We start from the raw sequence: 15,255 nt of genomic DNA, 5'->3' as shown, positions 1-15,255 counted from the left end.
TATTTTTTCATCTTATCCAAAAAATAATTATAACTAATTGATAATTAGAAAGAAAAAATTTAAACAAAGTATTTGTATATTATCAAATATATATCAACATTGAAAAAAAACAAGTTTGATGATGATTTTTATTTTAAAAATAATACTATCACCCTTCAGTCATAGTTCAGGCATGTTTCAGTCACCTTTCAGGCATTAATCTAGTCATATATTCAGTCATAGTTCAGGCATGTTTCAGTCACCTTTCAGGCGTGATTACTGTCTACATCCTATGGTTCTGATAATGGTTTTGATAATGGGAATGAAAATGATTCTGGTTTTGATTGTGATAATGTAGGGTTAACAATAAACAATTGACATACTGTAAGTAGTAACTCATTAAATTAAACATCATAGATTGAATTAATATCTTCAATTAGGTTTAAATAATTAAAAAATTTGGTTGAAACAATTGATATAATAATATCTTCAACAGGTTTAAACTATGTTTATTCTTAATATCAACATAAGGTAGAAATAAGGTTATAGAATGAATTATTATTCAATGTTCATATCAATGTTTAGCTTGAGACTAAAGTCTCTTATAACTCATTAAATTGAATAAAACTAAATAGATTAAATTAATATCTTCAATAGGTAATTACTATGTTTATCTTATTATTTCAACAGGTATAAACAATGTAATTACTAAGTTTAATTCTATACTTCAATTTGAAAATAAAATAAAATTTCTTCAATAGGATAAAACAGTGTTACAGGATAAACATTATCACCAACATAAATAAATACCTCACGGTATATTGTTACAGTGATATCAACATAGACAGGGTTCCGCCCCCACCACCTGCATACAGGCTCTACAATCAATTATTATTCAGGATTGATATATTGATATTAAATAAAAAAGGCTACCGTGTAGTAGCCTTAAAATGTCTTAAATTGAATAGTATTAAATAGCTGTTGATTCAACATTATCAAAGTCTGTGAACAAATCCAATTTTTTCAGGTATTCCATTGTCATAGCAAGACTACTATGACGGCAAAGCTTCTGAATTTGGTGAGGTTGCCATTTATTCTTAATAACCTTGTGTACACATGAAGTATGTTTGAAGCAATACAGGCTATACCCTTCATTTTCTAACTCCAAATATTCAAGTATATCAACAAAGTATTTCCTGAATCTTGATGTGCTATTTCTCCTAAATAGTGATTCAGTTTTATCTCTTCTATCAATCTCATAATCTAACAGTACTTCACGTAATGCAGGAAAAATTGGTACAACTCCAAGTGTTCTAGTTTTACTAACTGTACCTCTAATTGTTATTTCATTTTTATCTAAATCAAAATCCCCTACTTTCAGGTGCCTAGCTTCTTTAACCCTTATACAACCGTGATAAATCAAATTTACTAACAAATAAACATCATCACCTTTAGTACCACGTAACCGTCTAATTTCATCCATTATAAGGGGCATATGTTCATCAGAAAATGGTACATATCGTGCTTTAGCATCTTTAATTGCTTTAAGCCGTTTATTCATAAAGTGTACAGGATTTTCAGGACAAAATTTTGCTTTAACACAATAGTTGAAAAAGGTTGAAAAAACCATATAAGCGTGTTTGATTGTGCTTTGTGACCAATCACCACTTTTTATTTTTTTCAATAATACTTCCTCTAAGTGTAAGGGGGTAATTTGATTAACTAGATAATCACCATAATCTTTTTCTAATAGGCCTATTTTATTTTTAAATGCATCTGTTGTACCTGACACATGATTATTACCATCATTGAATCTTTGCAATGCTTCAGTAACTGTTAATTCAGTTGTAAGATTATGGTATTGCTTTTCTTCCTCTTCAACTAAAGGGTTTAACCCTTTTTTTAAAAGCTTTTCCCAATATTCTTTAATGTCATCAAAATCATCTTCTTTTACTCTCTTTCTTAATCTTACTTTTTTACCTGCAATAGTAGCAGTGCAATAAATTGTATAGCCTTTAGCATCTTTGCTACCTTTTATGTCAGTGTGTACAATAGGGTGCTTCATAACGTTGTTCTTATTTGATACTGCAAACATATAAAAACTTTGTCACACTTTGACACACTTTATTTAAAAAAGTTATTTTAAACATCAAAAAAGCACTTAAAAACAATATACTGTATTTAAGTGACTTTTTTTTGAAAAAGCTTGTTTTTTAACGATTCTTTTTTTAATCGGAGACCATTTTTCCAAAAAAAGCTACCCCAATGAAGGATAGCCTTTTGCCTATTTTATAAACAAAGGATTTACAATTTACTATTTACATTGACTGCGTTTAATTCTTCAAAAGCCTGAGTCAATCTCGTTACAAAAGCCTCTTCGCCCTTACGCAACCACACACGTGGATCATAATACTTTTTATTTGGCGAATCAGTTCCCTCAGGACTTCCAATTTGTCCCTGTAGATAATCATGATTCTTTGCTTCGTAACCCCGTACACCGTCCCAGAATGCCCATTGCATATCCGTATCGATATTCATCTTGATCGCACCATACGAAATTGCTTCCGCAATTTCCTCTGGAGATGACCCTGATCCACCGTGGAATACGAAATTAACTGGCTTATCTGCTGTCAGGCTATATTTTTCACGAATATGGTCTTGCGAATTCTGTAAAATCACAGGTTGTAACTTTACATTTCCTGGTTTGTACACACCATGCACATTACCAAAAGCAGCCGCTACTGTAAATTTATCAGAAACTTTTGACAACTCTTCATAAGCATAAGCTACCTCTTCTGGCTGTGTATATAATTTGGAGCTATCCACATCCGAGTTATCTACCCCATCTTCTTCTCCACCTGTCACTCCTAATTCGATTTCTATGGTCATACCTAGAGGCTTCATACGCTCCAAATAGCGTTTAGAAATTTCTATATTTTCTTCAATAGGCTCTTCTGACAAATCTAACATATGCGAAGAAAACAAAGGCTTACCGTTTGCTGCAAAAAACTTCTCGCCGGCATCCAAAAGACCATCAATCCAAGGCAACAATTTCTTGGCGGCATGGTCTGTATGCAAAATAACAGCAACACCATAATGCTCTGCCAACAAATGAACATGTTGTGCAGCCGAGACAGCTCCCAGTATACAAGCTTTCAGTCCGTCATTATTTAAAGACTTTCCAGCATAAAACTGAGCACCACCATTTGACAATTGAATGATCACCGGTGAATTCACTGCCTTTGCAGTCTCCATTACTGCATTGATAGAGTTTGTACCTATTATGTTTACAGCTGGAAGGGCAAACTTGTGCTCTTTAGCGATTTCAAACAACTCTTGAACTTGGTCCCCGGTTAGTACACCTTTATAATCTTTTAGGCTCATGATTTTTTTCTTTTAGTTTTACTTCTTTGATTGGATAAAGTTAAGTGTTTTAAATGAGAATGAAAATAGTAGTGTAAAAAATACACTAAGAAAACCCGATCAATTGTCTTTGACTCACCTGACAGCACAGCTACAGAAGAGATTTCTATTGCATATGAGATCAAAATTATCTAAGTTTAACAAATATAAACTCAATTAAAATACGGCATGCTGGACATATACGGAATCAAAAATTGCAATACAGTAAAAAAGGCTCTGGATTGGATGAATGAAAATCAAATTGCTTACACGTTTCACGATTACAAAAAGGAACCTGCTACCCTTGAAAAACTGGAAGCTTGGGAAAAAAGTGTCGATTGGGAAAAATTAGTTAATAAAAAAGGGACAACCTGGAAAAAACTAAGCCCTGAAGAACAAGCCAACGTCATCGATGCTGATACTGCAAACCAGGTACTTCTACGCAACAACAGTATGATTAAAAGACCCATTATCGAGCTAAGTAATGATATAATACTGGGATTTGATGAAACTTTATATCAAGAAAAACTGTCAAAATAATGATTCGTAAAACATTCAAATATTTACTTTACATAGGTTTGGCATCACTTACGATCCCTTCCTTTGCACAGCAAAAGAGTGCATACAATTATTCAGAAGCTTTCGGACCTAACTTCTACACTTCAAACGGTACAGAATACCGCTCTGCAAGTGGTAAACCAGGGTCTGCTTACTGGCAAAATGCCGCTAGCTATGTTATAAAAGCAAAGCTCAACGATCAATTGGATCGAATTTCAGGATCAGTACAGATCAAGTATACCAACAATAGTCCAGAGAACCTAGACTTTATTTGGCTTCAGTTGGACCAGAACCTCTTTAGCAATGAGTCGAGAGGACAAGCCACTATCCCTTTAACTGACAGTCGTTACGGCAGTTCAAACAACAAGTTTGAGGGTGGGTATAAGATTAATAATATAAAGATTTCTGATCAGAATCAGAAGCCTTCCTACACCATATCCGATACGCGGATGCGTATAGACTTGGCAGCGCCTCTAAAATCCAAAGGCGGAACCATTACGTTAAGTATGGATTTTGAGTTTTCTATCCCTGAATATGGTGCTGACCGTACCGGCATTCTACCCACCACTAATGGAAAAATTTATGCAATAGCCCAATGGTATCCTCGTGTATGCGTATTCGATGATATTTTAGGATGGAATACCCATCCCTACACGGGACCCGGAGAATTTTATCTAGAGTTTGGAGATTACGATGTAGAGATTACCGCACCGGCCAACCATATCGTTGTATTAGGCGGCGAGCTATTAAATCCGGAAGAAGTCTGGACAACAGAACAACTTCAGCGTTATAATTCAGCAAAAACTTCGGACCGTACTCTGATGATACGCAATGAAGGAGAAGTTACTCAAAAGTCTTCCCGTCCGAACAAGAAGGAATTAACATGGAAATATAATTTAAAAAATGCGCATGACGTCGCTTGGGCATCGTCTCCTGCTTTTATTATTGATGCAGCCCGCATAAAACTACCTTCAGGAAAGTCCGCCCTTGCGATGTCCGCTTACCCGAAAGAAAGTAATGGCGGGAATGCTTGGGAACGATCAACAGAATACACAAAGGCCTCTATCGAACATTACTCGCAGAAATGGTTTGAATACCCCTACCCTGTCGCGGTAAATGTCGCTTCTAATGTAGGCGGCATGGAGTACCCGGCACTTTCTTTTTGTGGCTATAAAGCCAAAGCAGGAAACTTATGGGGTGTGACGGATCATGAATTTGGGCACAACTGGTTTCCAATGATCGTAGGCAGCAATGAAAGACTACATGGCTGGATGGATGAAGGCTTTAACACCTTCATTAATGACATCTCCACAGAAGTCTTTAATAAGGGAGAATATGCGATGAAGTATGGCAAAAAAAACAGTCTATCTTTGGCTTTATTTAACCCTGCACTGGAACCGGTGATAAACAGTCCACAAACAATGAAAGAGCGTAATATAGGATACCTTGTTTATTACAAACCCGCTTTTGCTCTACATTTATTAAGGAACGAAATCATCGGAAAAGACCGCTTTGATAAGGCTTTTCGTAAATACATCGAACACTGGGCTTATAAACACCCATCACCAAATGATTTCTTTCGGACTATTGAGAATGAAACCGGGGAGAATCTAAATTGGTTTTGGCGAGGCCTGTTTCAAAACAATTGGCAGATGGACCAAGCTATTACAGACGTACATTATATCGAGCTTGACCCAGCAAAAGGAGCTATCGTCACGGTAGAAAATCTGGACAAGCTCCCTATGCCTGTAGAATTAGAGGCTACAACTGAAAGCGGCAAAAAAATCACTGTTAAGCTCCCTGTTGAAATTTGGGAACGAAATAACAAATGGACGTTCAAACTCCAAAGCACAGAAAAACTCACCCAAGTAAAATTAGATCCACGTAGCGTTTTTCCGGACACCAATCCAGATAACAACACATGGCCAGCAAATTAAAAATGAAAACGATAAATAAAATACTAATAGCAATATGCTTGACAATTGGGCTACAATTATCCAGCGTACAGGCCCAGGAGATAAAAGGATACGTCTACGAACTAGTGAGTAGTAATCCGCTTTGGAATACTACCATAAAAAACCTGAGAACGCAGCAGATCGTGCAATCAGATAGAGATGGAAGTTTTAAAATTTCGGGACAACTGAACGACTATCTTGTCTTTTCGAACCCGGGATACAAACAGGATACCATATTCTACTACGAAGACAATATCCGACGGGTATACATGACACGGGATGAGAGTTTAATTTTGATTGACGAGGTCGTGGTAAGTCGAATGACGGACAGCAGATTAGCCGCTGAAATTGCTAAAGCACAAAATGAAGGTAAAGCCGTAGATGTAAGTCAACAGCGTGGAGGTCTACGTGTTTCTCCGTCCAGATTATTCGGCAAAAAAGCTAAAGAGGCGCGTAGCAATCTCAACCTGTTGGTCGCTGAACAGGAGAAGAGGGAAATCGATCGTAGGTTCACGACACAGCTAATAGCCACCACTATACCGCTCAGTCCAGATGAGATTGCGCTTTTTAGAGAGCGGTTTAGACCTACACTGGATTTCACCAAAAAAGCCTCTAATGAGGATTTAAAATTGTACATTCTCGACTCCTATAAAAAGTTTAAATCGGATAAGTAAGCACTCGATATGGCGTTAAAATTAAGCAGTATAATTTCGCTTTTATGGTTAGCCAGCACCGCGGTTTATGCCCAGAAAATCGATCGGACGCTCGAAAAAAAAATAAAGAAGGAAATCAATGGCTTCCAAGGAGATGTCGGTATTTATGTACAGCACCTGAGGACGGACAAAATAGTCTCTATAAATGCAGACACAGTCTTCCCTACCGCCAGCATTGTTAAGGTACCGATTTTAGTAGGCGTATTTCAAAAGATTGCTCAAGGAGAACTGAAGTTAAATCAAGCGTTTCAATATTCCGACAAAAGAGCTTATGGAGGATCAGGTCTCATGCAATTCTATAAAGACAGTGCACAGACCGATCTCTCTACCATGATTTCGCTCATGCTTACCTATAGCGATAATGTTACCTCTATCTGGCTACAAGAACTTTCTGGTGGCGGAACAGCCATCAACCCGTTGATGGACCAGCTCGGCTTGCCACATACAAAGGTCAACTCTAGAACTCCGGGCCGTGAAAAGATATGGGAAGAATATGGTTGGGGACAGACCACTCCTCGAGAAATGGCTAAACTGTTCACGCTGATACGAAACGGACAAGTAATAGATGCCCGCCATTCGGACAAAATGTACAGATACCTCAAAAATCAGTTTTACAATGGTAGATCACTATCCCAACTACCAGCTTGGGTCAGTACCATTGCAAAGACGGGTTCGGTAGATCAGGCACGGGGTGAGGTAGTATTAGTCAATGCACCTAGTGGGGACTATGTGTTCTGTATACTAACAAAAAATAATAAAGATGCCAGGTGGACAGATGATAATGAAGCTGAGGAGTTGACAAGAAAACTCTCTAACATAATCTGGAATCATTTCGAACCCAAACATCCCTTTCAAAGCTTTAAACCCATAAACTAAATAAGGTGTCCCATTGGACACCTTATTTAGTTTATTTATATAAAAATAGTTATTCCCAGCCGCGTTCGCGTTAAACGAAAAAAAGCTCGCCAAAGAATTCAGGCAAATGAAAATTAGGGGTAGCATTAGCGATATTATTCCAAGCCATAAAATGCGGATCAGGCAACCCGTCTCCACACTTATAGAAGTTAGCATGATATGTTTTTCCTGAGTAAGGAATCTCTCCAAAGATATCTTTAGGGATCACGAGGTAGTTTTCCCACACCTTTGCGCCCCCTTTCTTTACTACCTGAACACGGGCATCCACAGTCTCGACCACCACATCATCCAATCGATTACGTTGCGATTTTTCAGCAGGACCATAACCAATCAATCCTGTCGCCAACACATTAAATTCAAAGTTGTAATAGGTCTGTTTTTGATCCAACGAAAGAAAAAACTCCACACAACTATCTTCCCATACATTTTCATTCGGACGGATATACTGTCCCTTCACAAACTCCTCTTTCACCTTGTAATGGATATAAATGTATTTTTCAGCGTGTGCCATCTGAAATTCAGCTTCCGGACGATACGGAAACTCAGACTCCCAAGGACACTGGTCTATTGCATTCCAAGTAAGTTTTTCGAATGCAGCTTCCAATTTCTTAAAGTCTTCACCTATATCTGTTATCTTTTCAACAGTGAGCTTCTTCATAATTTTAAGTTATAACCAAACTTAATTAAAATTCATTGTATTCGCGAACGTATGTCAGCAAAATTACAAGACAATTTAATCGCTTTCGTCTGTTATTGATTGATCAGGCTCTGACTTAAAATCTCTTTCAACTCGTCCTCATAAGCCTCCAATTCTTTCACTAATTTCAACTGCGTATTTGTCCTAACCAAATTATGATCCGCATAATAGGTCTTATAATAAAGATCACCATCGATATAGTCGGTTAAAAACCGGACAGCCTGCATATACGGCAACAACAAAACGCCATACCACAAGGACTCTATTTCCTTTTCTGTCAAAAAGTCCTTCGCCTCACTAAAATATCCATCTGTATAAGCCTGAAATAAAGGTACGTTTAAGACCACTTTATTCAGATCCTTTTCATCCTCTGCGGCTGAATTTATAATAGTGCGGATAGCATCCCCAAAATCATAGGCTATATATCCCGGCATTACCGTATCCAAGTCAATAACACACTGCACATTATCATCCTGATCCAACAATACATTGTTAAATTTGGTGTCATTATGCGTGATACGCAATGGCAATTCGTTATTTTTTCCCATCACGATAACACGTCGCATGCGCTCTTCCCGTTCAAAGATATAATCCAATATATCCTTAACTTCATTCAGACGACCTGCTTTATTTTCCACTATCGCTTTTCTTAAATTGGATAGACGAAAGTCAATATTATGAAAATTAGGTAGTATTTCAACTAATTTGGTCGCATCCAATGTGGAGAGTTGCTTTTGAAATCTTCCAAACGCCAATCCGCCCGAAAAAGCCTGGCGGGCGGTCTCCACGATATCATAACTTTTGGTTCCTTCCAACAAGATAAAAACCCTCCAATAATCGCCCTTTGGATCTCTAAGATATTTTGTTCCCGATTTCGTAGGAATAATGGTCAGGGTATGTTTATCAACATCCGTCACCACTCCTTTCAAAACAGATTTAAGATGCGTCGTGACTAAGTCAATATTGTGCATCAACCCCTCTACATTGGGGAAAATATGATGGTTAATCCGCTGCAGTAAATAGGAAGTTTTTTCATCTTCCATCTTAAGTCTAAAAGTATCATTTATATGTCCAGACCCAAAACGCTCTATACTAACAACCTTACTACTTAATTCAAAATTACTTGCTACACTCTCCACTTCCTCGGAATCGTACACTGACATAGATAAGATTTATAATTATTTTATTCAAAAACAGTTTAAATTAATGCAATATCCATAATTCAAAACATTAAAGAAAGCTTTTTTTTCAATCAAACGTTTGCACAATTTAAGATAATATATAACAGAATATTCTACGTTTTATTTTGCCGATTTACTATATTCGTAAAATATACCCTGTATATCCACATGATAACTGAAATAATCATCATTCTTCTACTCATTTTATTAAATGGTATTTTTTCTGCATCCGAAATTGCTATCGTCTCCAGCCGAAAAGCTCGACTACAAGCTACAGCGAACAATAACCTCGGTGCAAAACGGGCTCTAAAACTCAAAGAACACCCTAATCAATTCCTTTCTACCGTACAGATTGGTATTACATTAATAGGCATATTAACCGGTTTTTTCTCCGGCGGGTCCATCTCCACCTATATAGCTGGCGTGTTACAAACCATTCCTGTACTAGCTCCTTATAGCCAATCTTTATCTGTCCTTCTTGTAGTTATCCTCATCACATATCTATCCTTGGTAATTGGTGAATTAGTACCCAAACGCATCGGCATGGCTATTCCGGAAAAATATGCTTCTCTGGTAGCAATACCAATGGATACGCTGAGTAAAATTGTTAAGCCTTTTGTGTGGGTGCTATCGGCCTCTACCGACTTTATCGTAAAACTACTTAATATCAAAGTTTCGAAAAACACCGTTACCGAAGAAGAGATCAAAGCGCTCGTGGACGAAGGCGTGGACAGCGGTATCATTGAAGATTTTGAACACGATATGGTAGACCGTATTCTTAACATAGGAGACAAAAAAGCGATCAATATGATGGTACACCGTAGCGATATAGCTTATTTAGATCTGGAGGACTCTATTGAAGATATCAAAGCATACATCATTAAGAATGAGCACACCGAATACCCAGTTTGTGATGGCAATTTTGACCAGATCAAAGGGATAGTACATGCTAAGAGCTTATTGAAAGCCATTTTAAATGAAGGCAAAATAGACTTGGAGAAGCTGGTGCACCCGATCCCATTTGTCAATGAAAATAGCAGCATCTACTCCGTTCTTGAAGTTCTAAAATACGGAAGCGTTTTGCAAGCTGTAGTCATAGATGAATACGGAAGCCCCCAAGGAATAATAACGTTAAAAGATATTATGACAGGTTTGGTAGGAGGTTTTGATGAATATTCATCAAACAGCAAATCTAAGTTATTCAGACAGCGTGAAGATGGCACGTATATTCTTGAAGGCCGCTATCAACTCGATGACTTTTTTGAAAAATTCGAAATTGGAATCTCCGAAGAAGATGAAGAAGAGCTTGGTAACATCACCACCCTCGCCGGACTTGTATTTTTACTATTAGATCATATGCCTGTCGAAGGAGAGACTGTATTCTATAAAGACTATCGTCTAGAAGTGTTAGATATGGATGGCAACCGTATAGATAAAATCGCTTTATCCAAAATACACGACAACAAAAACGAAATATCGAATATAGACTAATTCCGGTACTGGTCGATGACAGCCAACAATTGTGATTTAGTGAGCAATCCACTTTGTCTCCACACCTGCATGCCATCTTTATATAAAATCATTGTGGGAACCCCTTGCACAGCAAAGTTCTTGGATAGAGCTTGATTTCGGTCTACGTCAACCTTCAATATAGACAACTGCTCACCAAAGTGATCTTTTACTTCTTTTAATATTGGAGCCAGCGTCTGGCAAGGACCACACCAGGCCGCAGAAAAATCGATAAGCACCAACTTATTTTTTTGAATCAACTCGTTAAAATTTGCCATATTATTACAATAACCAATAAAAACTTCTTTTGTTTTACTATGCTCACTACTTGAAAGGAATACACAGCTTTTCTAGATCTTCAATATCCCCCTGAAACATATTCAGATCAACATATCCCCTAATTCCAGACACAGCTCCGCGTTCTGAAAACTGCCAAAAATCCCAATGCCTTTTAGGTTTCTCTACCCAAAAATTATAGTTTGCGATCCACAGCGTATAGTCTGCAAATTCTTTTTCCAAAAAATCAGAGAAATAGCTATCTCCTGAATAGACAATAGGCTTGACTTTGTAGTGCTCTTCCACTTTATCCAACCAACGCTTTAACCCTACTTTCAAACTATCCATTGACTGACTCTTCGGACGTTCTTCAATATCAAGCACAGGCGGCAAATCGCCCGACTCCAGCTTCACTGTATTTATAAAATTCTGAGCTTGCTTTACTGAATTTTCATTAGGTCTAAAATAATGATAAGCTCCACGCAACTTATTTTGTTGTTGCACGCCGACCCAATTTTTCTGAAATCTCTTATCCTTATTCCGCTGCCCCATCGTGGCACGAACAAAAATGAAATCCACGGGAAACTCTCCATTGATATGCACTACGGACGGCCAATCGATCTTGCCCTGATACTCGCTCACATCTACTCCAAATATTTTGTCACGGTGTTCCGACATCAAAAATATATTTCGGGCATCGTGCTTATTTTTATCCGAATCCGTAAAACGGGCTTCTTTCCCAACGATAGCTTTGAAATAATAGAAAATCCCGGTGCGATAATGCCAGAGTGCAAACAGAAAAATCAATCCAATGGGTATGAGAATACTCCAAATCAAATAAGGCTTTCTATCACTGGCGGCTGATGCCAATTTCTCCTTGCTCCTTTTCTGATATTTTGCCATATTGCACCGAAAATAATGTATTTATCAGTTCCAAACAATACTTTTATGTATGAAATAACTATTAATTACAACTTATACCACCAAGAACAGCTGTACCCTAGATATTCCATCCCGACAAGTCGGGACAAGTTAAGGGCCATTAAAAAGCAAACCGAGCTTGCGAGCTCATCGAAGATAATTATATACATATGAAAGTTTACAATCCTAAAGATTGGTTTAATCTCATCGGTTACTTCTATAAATCAGATTACATCAAAAAAATAGCTCCGTTATTAGTTGTTACGGCATTATTTTCCTGGGGGGTAGCTTATCTCGAACTAGAATACCTCAAACTATCTGACAAAAGCTGGGTCAAGAACATCACTATAGTCCATAGTCTATTGGGATTTGTACTCTCTCTGATATTGGTATTTCGCACCAATACAGCTTACGATCGCTGGTGGGAGGCTCGTAAACAGTGGGGAGCATTGACTAATGTCAGCCGCTCATTGGCGATCAAGCTCAATGCCATGTTGCCTCTTGATGATAAGGTAAATCGTAGCTTTTACAGAAAAGCAATACCACTCTATGCCGAAACACTGTACAACTTCCTCCGCTCGGAATATACCAAGTTTATGCTTGATGAAGCCTTACATCCCGAACTAAACGGACTAGATGATAAGAAGCACGGTCCCAACCAGGTCGCATCACTCATCTTCAGGAAGACAAACAACCTTTACATACAGCATATCATTACGGGTGAACAATTCCGAATGCTCAATGATGAACTCACAGCGATGACTGGCGTATGTGGAGCCTGCGAAAGAATCAAGAACACTCCGATCCCTATTGCTTACAGCTCATTTATTAAAATATTTATCATCATTTACACCGCTACTCTACCTTTTGGCTATGTGTTTTCGATTGGTTATTTCGTTGCACTAGCTGTTCCCTTTATATTTTATGTCCTTATCAGCATCGAGATGATAGGCGAATCTATTGAAGAGCCTTTCGGTCGAGATTCGGATGATTTACCTATCGATAAGATAACTGCGAACATAAAAAAACATAGCGGAGAACTTCTTTTACCTTGATTTTTGCCTGTTTTTAATTGCTCCAACAGGTAAAAACAAATTAATCGCTCTCATTTTCAAGCGGTAAGAAGTTAGTGTCTATTTTAGTTTTGCAGAATTAGTTAGTTTTTCTACTTTTGTGGCGGAGAGCTGGCAGAGTGGTCGAATGCGGCGGTCTTGAAAACCGTTAACTGTCACAGGTTCGGGGGTTCGAATCCCTCGCTCTCCGCAGAAAAACCTTCATCGAAAGATGGAGGTTTTTTGCGTTTAGAGGGATGAGAACCAGAAGGGATGGCCGGGGTTCGATTCTAGAAGGCTCTCGGTTTCGTGCAGGTGCCCTGTGGGACTGAGCCAATCCCTCGCTCAAAGTCCCCTTAAGTCCGCTAAAGTCCGTTCAAGTGCCTCCTACCTTCGGTATAGCGTAGGTATATACAGTACCTCTTTAGTACATTATTGGTACATCTCCCTACTACTTCTCTAAAAACAGCTGAGCCTTCAATTTGATTGAAGGCTCAGAAGTATTCCAATCGGTAAATTAATTACCGCTGGTTCTTTTGGCTTTGATATTAGTCGGCCACTCCATTTGTTTGCCTTGTTTATCTATCGGTAAGACTATTTTATCCCGTGGCACCAATTCCGGCTCTTCACAGGCTAAATAGGTAAGAATCGCAACGATAATTGCATTCTGCTTCACTTCGTCAAAGACAATCTTATCGTAGGTATCTCGGTTGGTATGCCAAGTCAACTTACCATAATCCCATGATGTCGATGACAGACCAAAAGCTGGTATCCCTCTTTGGACAAACGAAGAATGGTCACTTCCCCCCGTGCCTGGCATACCGGGGAAAGTTGTCTGGATTTCCCGACGAAACTCTTCCGGCAGATATTGAAGCCAACGGCCTATATATTCATACGATTTTTCAAAACCACTACCGGCAATGCGTACAATACGTCCCGTACCATTATCCTGATTCCATACGACCTGGATATTCTTAGCGATCTCGGGATGATCTTCTACAAAAGCCGAAGAACCATTCAACCCCTGCTCCTCGCTACCCCAGTTTCCGACCAAGATGGTCCGTTTATTATCAGGATATATTTTTCGCAAGATACGTACCGCTTCCATCATCGTGATCACCCCTGTGGCATTATCGGTAGCCCCGTTTCCTCCGTCCCAAGAATCAAGGTGGGCGGACAAGACCACGTATTCATTCGGTTTTTCCTTGCTCTTTATTTCAGCTATACTATTATACGTCTTCGCTGTTCCGAGCTCTTTAGAGTTACCCTCTAAAAGTACCCTCGGTTTGACACCACGCTCTGCCATACGATATAGTAATCCGTAATCCTCCAAGGCAATGTTAAAAACAGGAATCTGCTTCGATTTTGCATCAAATATCCGGGTCAATCCGGGTAATTCAGTCCAATAAGAATCAATGACACCGACCGCACCTGCTGTCTCTAGAATGATAGGTAGGGTACGTCGACTGCTTTCGGTATAAGACATACTAAGATCCCATTTTTTAAGCTGTTCATTCTTTTGGGACAGATATTTTGTATAGCCTTCTGATGAGGCTGATTCTTTCCAATTGGCTTCCGACCGACCAGATAAGGGGTTCATTCCGATCAAGACCATCTTCCCTTTTATGGTTTTTAACCAAGCCTGAAAATCTGCTGCGGAATTAAATACAGGCATCGCAATCACTTCGGCCTCGACTCCCTTTCCCTTTGTCATCGGGCTAAACGCCAATTGCGTACCCTCCAATGATTTTGTCCTCGGAAATACCATAGTCGCCTGTGAGGTACCCCTATCCCACGAACGCCATTCGCCATAGGCTTCATTGCGCGCGTCTACTCCCAGTGCAATGTATTTCTTGACTACCCAATCATGCGCTTGTTGCATCTGTGGGCTTCCCACCATACGCGGCCCAATCATATCTACCAATTCAAAAGCATAGTTTTCCAATTGCGAGTTTGTATTTGCTTCCTGAACGATAGCCGAAACTATTGCGTCTTTATTCTGCGCAACAATAGAAGTACTACACGCCAGCATACATGCTAGGGCAACGGTTTTTAAAGCGTTGTGCTTAGATAATATCATTCTCATCAGTTTATAAG

The 15,255-nt window shown here is 38.7% G+C and carries 13 protein-coding genes and 1 tRNA gene; 7 read left to right on the top strand and 7 right to left on the bottom strand.

Translation table 11 applies throughout. The features are described 5' to 3' along the window. Positions 1-949: 949 nt before the first annotated feature. Complete coding sequence (locus tag G7B20_RS01300) at positions 950-2,044, bottom strand: tyrosine-type recombinase/integrase (RefSeq protein ID WP_164108227.1); 1,095 nt, start codon at positions 2,042-2,044, stop codon at positions 950-952. 239 nt (positions 2,045-2,283) lie between these two features. Further along, positions 2,284-3,363, bottom strand: a complete 1,080-nt coding sequence (gene fbaA, locus G7B20_RS01295) for a class II fructose-bisphosphate aldolase (RefSeq protein WP_164108226.1) — start codon at positions 3,361-3,363, stop codon at positions 2,284-2,286. Between the two features lie 207 nt (positions 3,364-3,570). On the opposite strand from fbaA, the gene G7B20_RS01290 reads away from it, so the two are divergent. From G7B20_RS01290 to G7B20_RS01275, 4 genes are read left to right on the top strand one after another with little or no spacing between them, the layout of a single operon-like run. Further along, positions 3,571-3,921, top strand: coding sequence for a Spx/MgsR family RNA polymerase-binding regulatory protein (locus tag G7B20_RS01290; RefSeq protein WP_164108225.1), 351 nt, complete (start codon positions 3,571-3,573; stop codon positions 3,919-3,921). Continuing rightward, complete coding sequence (locus G7B20_RS01285) at positions 3,921-5,876, top strand: M1 family metallopeptidase (protein ID WP_164108224.1); 1,956 nt, start codon at positions 3,921-3,923, stop codon at positions 5,874-5,876. The genes G7B20_RS01290 and G7B20_RS01285 overlap by 1 nt, the downstream gene beginning before the upstream one ends. A 2-nt stretch (positions 5,877-5,878) precedes the next feature. Then, positions 5,879-6,568 carry a carboxypeptidase-like regulatory domain-containing protein gene (locus tag G7B20_RS01280; protein WP_164108223.1) on the top strand — a complete coding sequence of 230 codons (690 nt, stop codon included), beginning with the start codon at positions 5,879-5,881 and terminating at the stop codon, positions 6,566-6,568. 9 nt (positions 6,569-6,577) lie between these two features. Further along, entirely contained in the window at positions 6,578-7,483 is a 906-nt protein-coding gene (locus tag G7B20_RS01275) for a serine hydrolase (protein WP_164108222.1), read from the top strand. 70 nt (positions 7,484-7,553) lie between these two features. Here G7B20_RS01275 and G7B20_RS01270 read toward each other — a convergent pair whose 3' ends face one another. Both G7B20_RS01270 and G7B20_RS01265 read right to left on the bottom strand, forming a co-directional pair. Next, positions 7,554-8,180, bottom strand: coding sequence for a carbohydrate-binding family 9-like protein (locus G7B20_RS01270; protein ID WP_164108221.1), 627 nt, complete (start codon positions 8,178-8,180; stop codon positions 7,554-7,556). A 92-nt stretch (positions 8,181-8,272) separates the two neighbouring features. After that, positions 8,273-9,382 carry a phosphotransferase enzyme family protein gene (locus G7B20_RS01265; RefSeq protein WP_164108220.1) on the bottom strand — a complete coding sequence of 370 codons (1,110 nt, stop codon included), beginning with the start codon at positions 9,380-9,382 and terminating at the stop codon, positions 8,273-8,275. Positions 9,383-9,568: 186 nt separating this feature from the next. Here G7B20_RS01265 and G7B20_RS01260 point away from each other — a divergent pair, with 186 nt between their 5' ends. Then, positions 9,569-10,891 carry a hemolysin family protein gene (locus tag G7B20_RS01260; protein ID WP_164108219.1) on the top strand — a complete coding sequence of 441 codons (1,323 nt, stop codon included), beginning with the start codon at positions 9,569-9,571 and terminating at the stop codon, positions 10,889-10,891. Here G7B20_RS01260 and trxA read toward each other — a convergent pair. Beyond that, positions 10,888-11,187: a thioredoxin gene (trxA, locus tag G7B20_RS01255; protein ID WP_164108218.1), complete on the bottom strand. Its 300-nt coding sequence runs from the start codon at positions 11,185-11,187 to the stop codon at positions 10,888-10,890. The genes G7B20_RS01260 and trxA overlap by 4 nt on opposite strands. A 46-nt stretch (positions 11,188-11,233) precedes the next feature. Continuing rightward, positions 11,234-12,088, bottom strand: a complete 855-nt coding sequence (locus tag G7B20_RS01250; protein ID WP_164108217.1) for a glycoside hydrolase family 25 protein — start codon at positions 12,086-12,088, stop codon at positions 11,234-11,236. A gap of 188 nt (positions 12,089-12,276) precedes the next feature. Between G7B20_RS01250 and G7B20_RS01245 the strand changes: the two genes are divergently transcribed. Next, complete coding sequence (locus G7B20_RS01245; protein WP_164108216.1) at positions 12,277-13,161, top strand: bestrophin family protein; 885 nt, start codon at positions 12,277-12,279, stop codon at positions 13,159-13,161. A gap of 123 nt (positions 13,162-13,284) precedes the next feature. Next, a tRNA-Ser gene (locus tag G7B20_RS01240) sits at positions 13,285-13,369 on the top strand. A gap of 306 nt (positions 13,370-13,675) precedes the next feature. Here G7B20_RS01240 and G7B20_RS01235 read toward each other — a convergent pair. Further along, positions 13,676-15,238, bottom strand: a complete 1,563-nt coding sequence (locus G7B20_RS01235) for a M20/M25/M40 family metallo-hydrolase (RefSeq protein ID WP_164108215.1) — start codon at positions 15,236-15,238, stop codon at positions 13,676-13,678. Positions 15,239-15,255: the final 17 nt, after the last annotated feature.

Origin of the sequence: Sphingobacterium sp. xlx-96 (genome assembly GCF_011007365.1) — a bacterium.
Classification (GTDB): Bacteria; Bacteroidota; Bacteroidia; order Sphingobacteriales; family Sphingobacteriaceae; genus Sphingobacterium; species Sphingobacterium luzhongxinii.
This window is presented reverse-complemented; position numbering and strand designations above follow the sequence as displayed.

What these genes read in the sequence shown, in the direction of transcription:
- fbaA (WP_164108226.1), bottom strand. Translation starts at nt 3,363, where the DNA reads ATGAGCCTAAAAGATTATAAAGGTGTACTAACCGGGGACCAAGTTCAA.
- G7B20_RS01265 (WP_164108220.1), bottom strand. Translation starts at nt 9,382, where the DNA reads ATGTCAGTGTACGATTCCGAGGAAGTGGAGAGTGTAGCAAGTAATTTT.
- G7B20_RS01250 (WP_164108217.1), bottom strand. Translation starts at nt 12,088, where the DNA reads ATGGCAAAATATCAGAAAAGGAGCAAGGAGAAATTGGCATCAGCCGCC.
- G7B20_RS01275 (WP_164108222.1), top strand. Translation starts at nt 6,578, where the DNA reads ATGGCGTTAAAATTAAGCAGTATAATTTCGCTTTTATGGTTAGCCAGC.
- G7B20_RS01300 (WP_164108227.1), bottom strand. Translation starts at nt 2,044, where the DNA reads ATGAAGCACCCTATTGTACACACTGACATAAAAGGTAGCAAAGATGCT.
- G7B20_RS01270 (WP_164108221.1), bottom strand. Translation starts at nt 8,180, where the DNA reads ATGAAGAAGCTCACTGTTGAAAAGATAACAGATATAGGTGAAGACTTT.
- G7B20_RS01235 (WP_164108215.1), bottom strand. Translation starts at nt 15,238, where the DNA reads ATGATATTATCTAAGCACAACGCTTTAAAAACCGTTGCCCTAGCATGT.
- trxA (WP_164108218.1), bottom strand. Translation starts at nt 11,187, where the DNA reads ATGGCAAATTTTAACGAGTTGATTCAAAAAAATAAGTTGGTGCTTATC.
- G7B20_RS01280 (WP_164108223.1), top strand. Translation starts at nt 5,879, where the DNA reads ATGAAAACGATAAATAAAATACTAATAGCAATATGCTTGACAATTGGG.
- G7B20_RS01290 (WP_164108225.1), top strand. Translation starts at nt 3,571, where the DNA reads ATGCTGGACATATACGGAATCAAAAATTGCAATACAGTAAAAAAGGCT.
- G7B20_RS01245 (WP_164108216.1), top strand. Translation starts at nt 12,277, where the DNA reads ATGAAAGTTTACAATCCTAAAGATTGGTTTAATCTCATCGGTTACTTC.
- G7B20_RS01285 (WP_164108224.1), top strand. Translation starts at nt 3,921, where the DNA reads ATGATTCGTAAAACATTCAAATATTTACTTTACATAGGTTTGGCATCA.
- G7B20_RS01260 (WP_164108219.1), top strand. Translation starts at nt 9,569, where the DNA reads ATGATAACTGAAATAATCATCATTCTTCTACTCATTTTATTAAATGGT.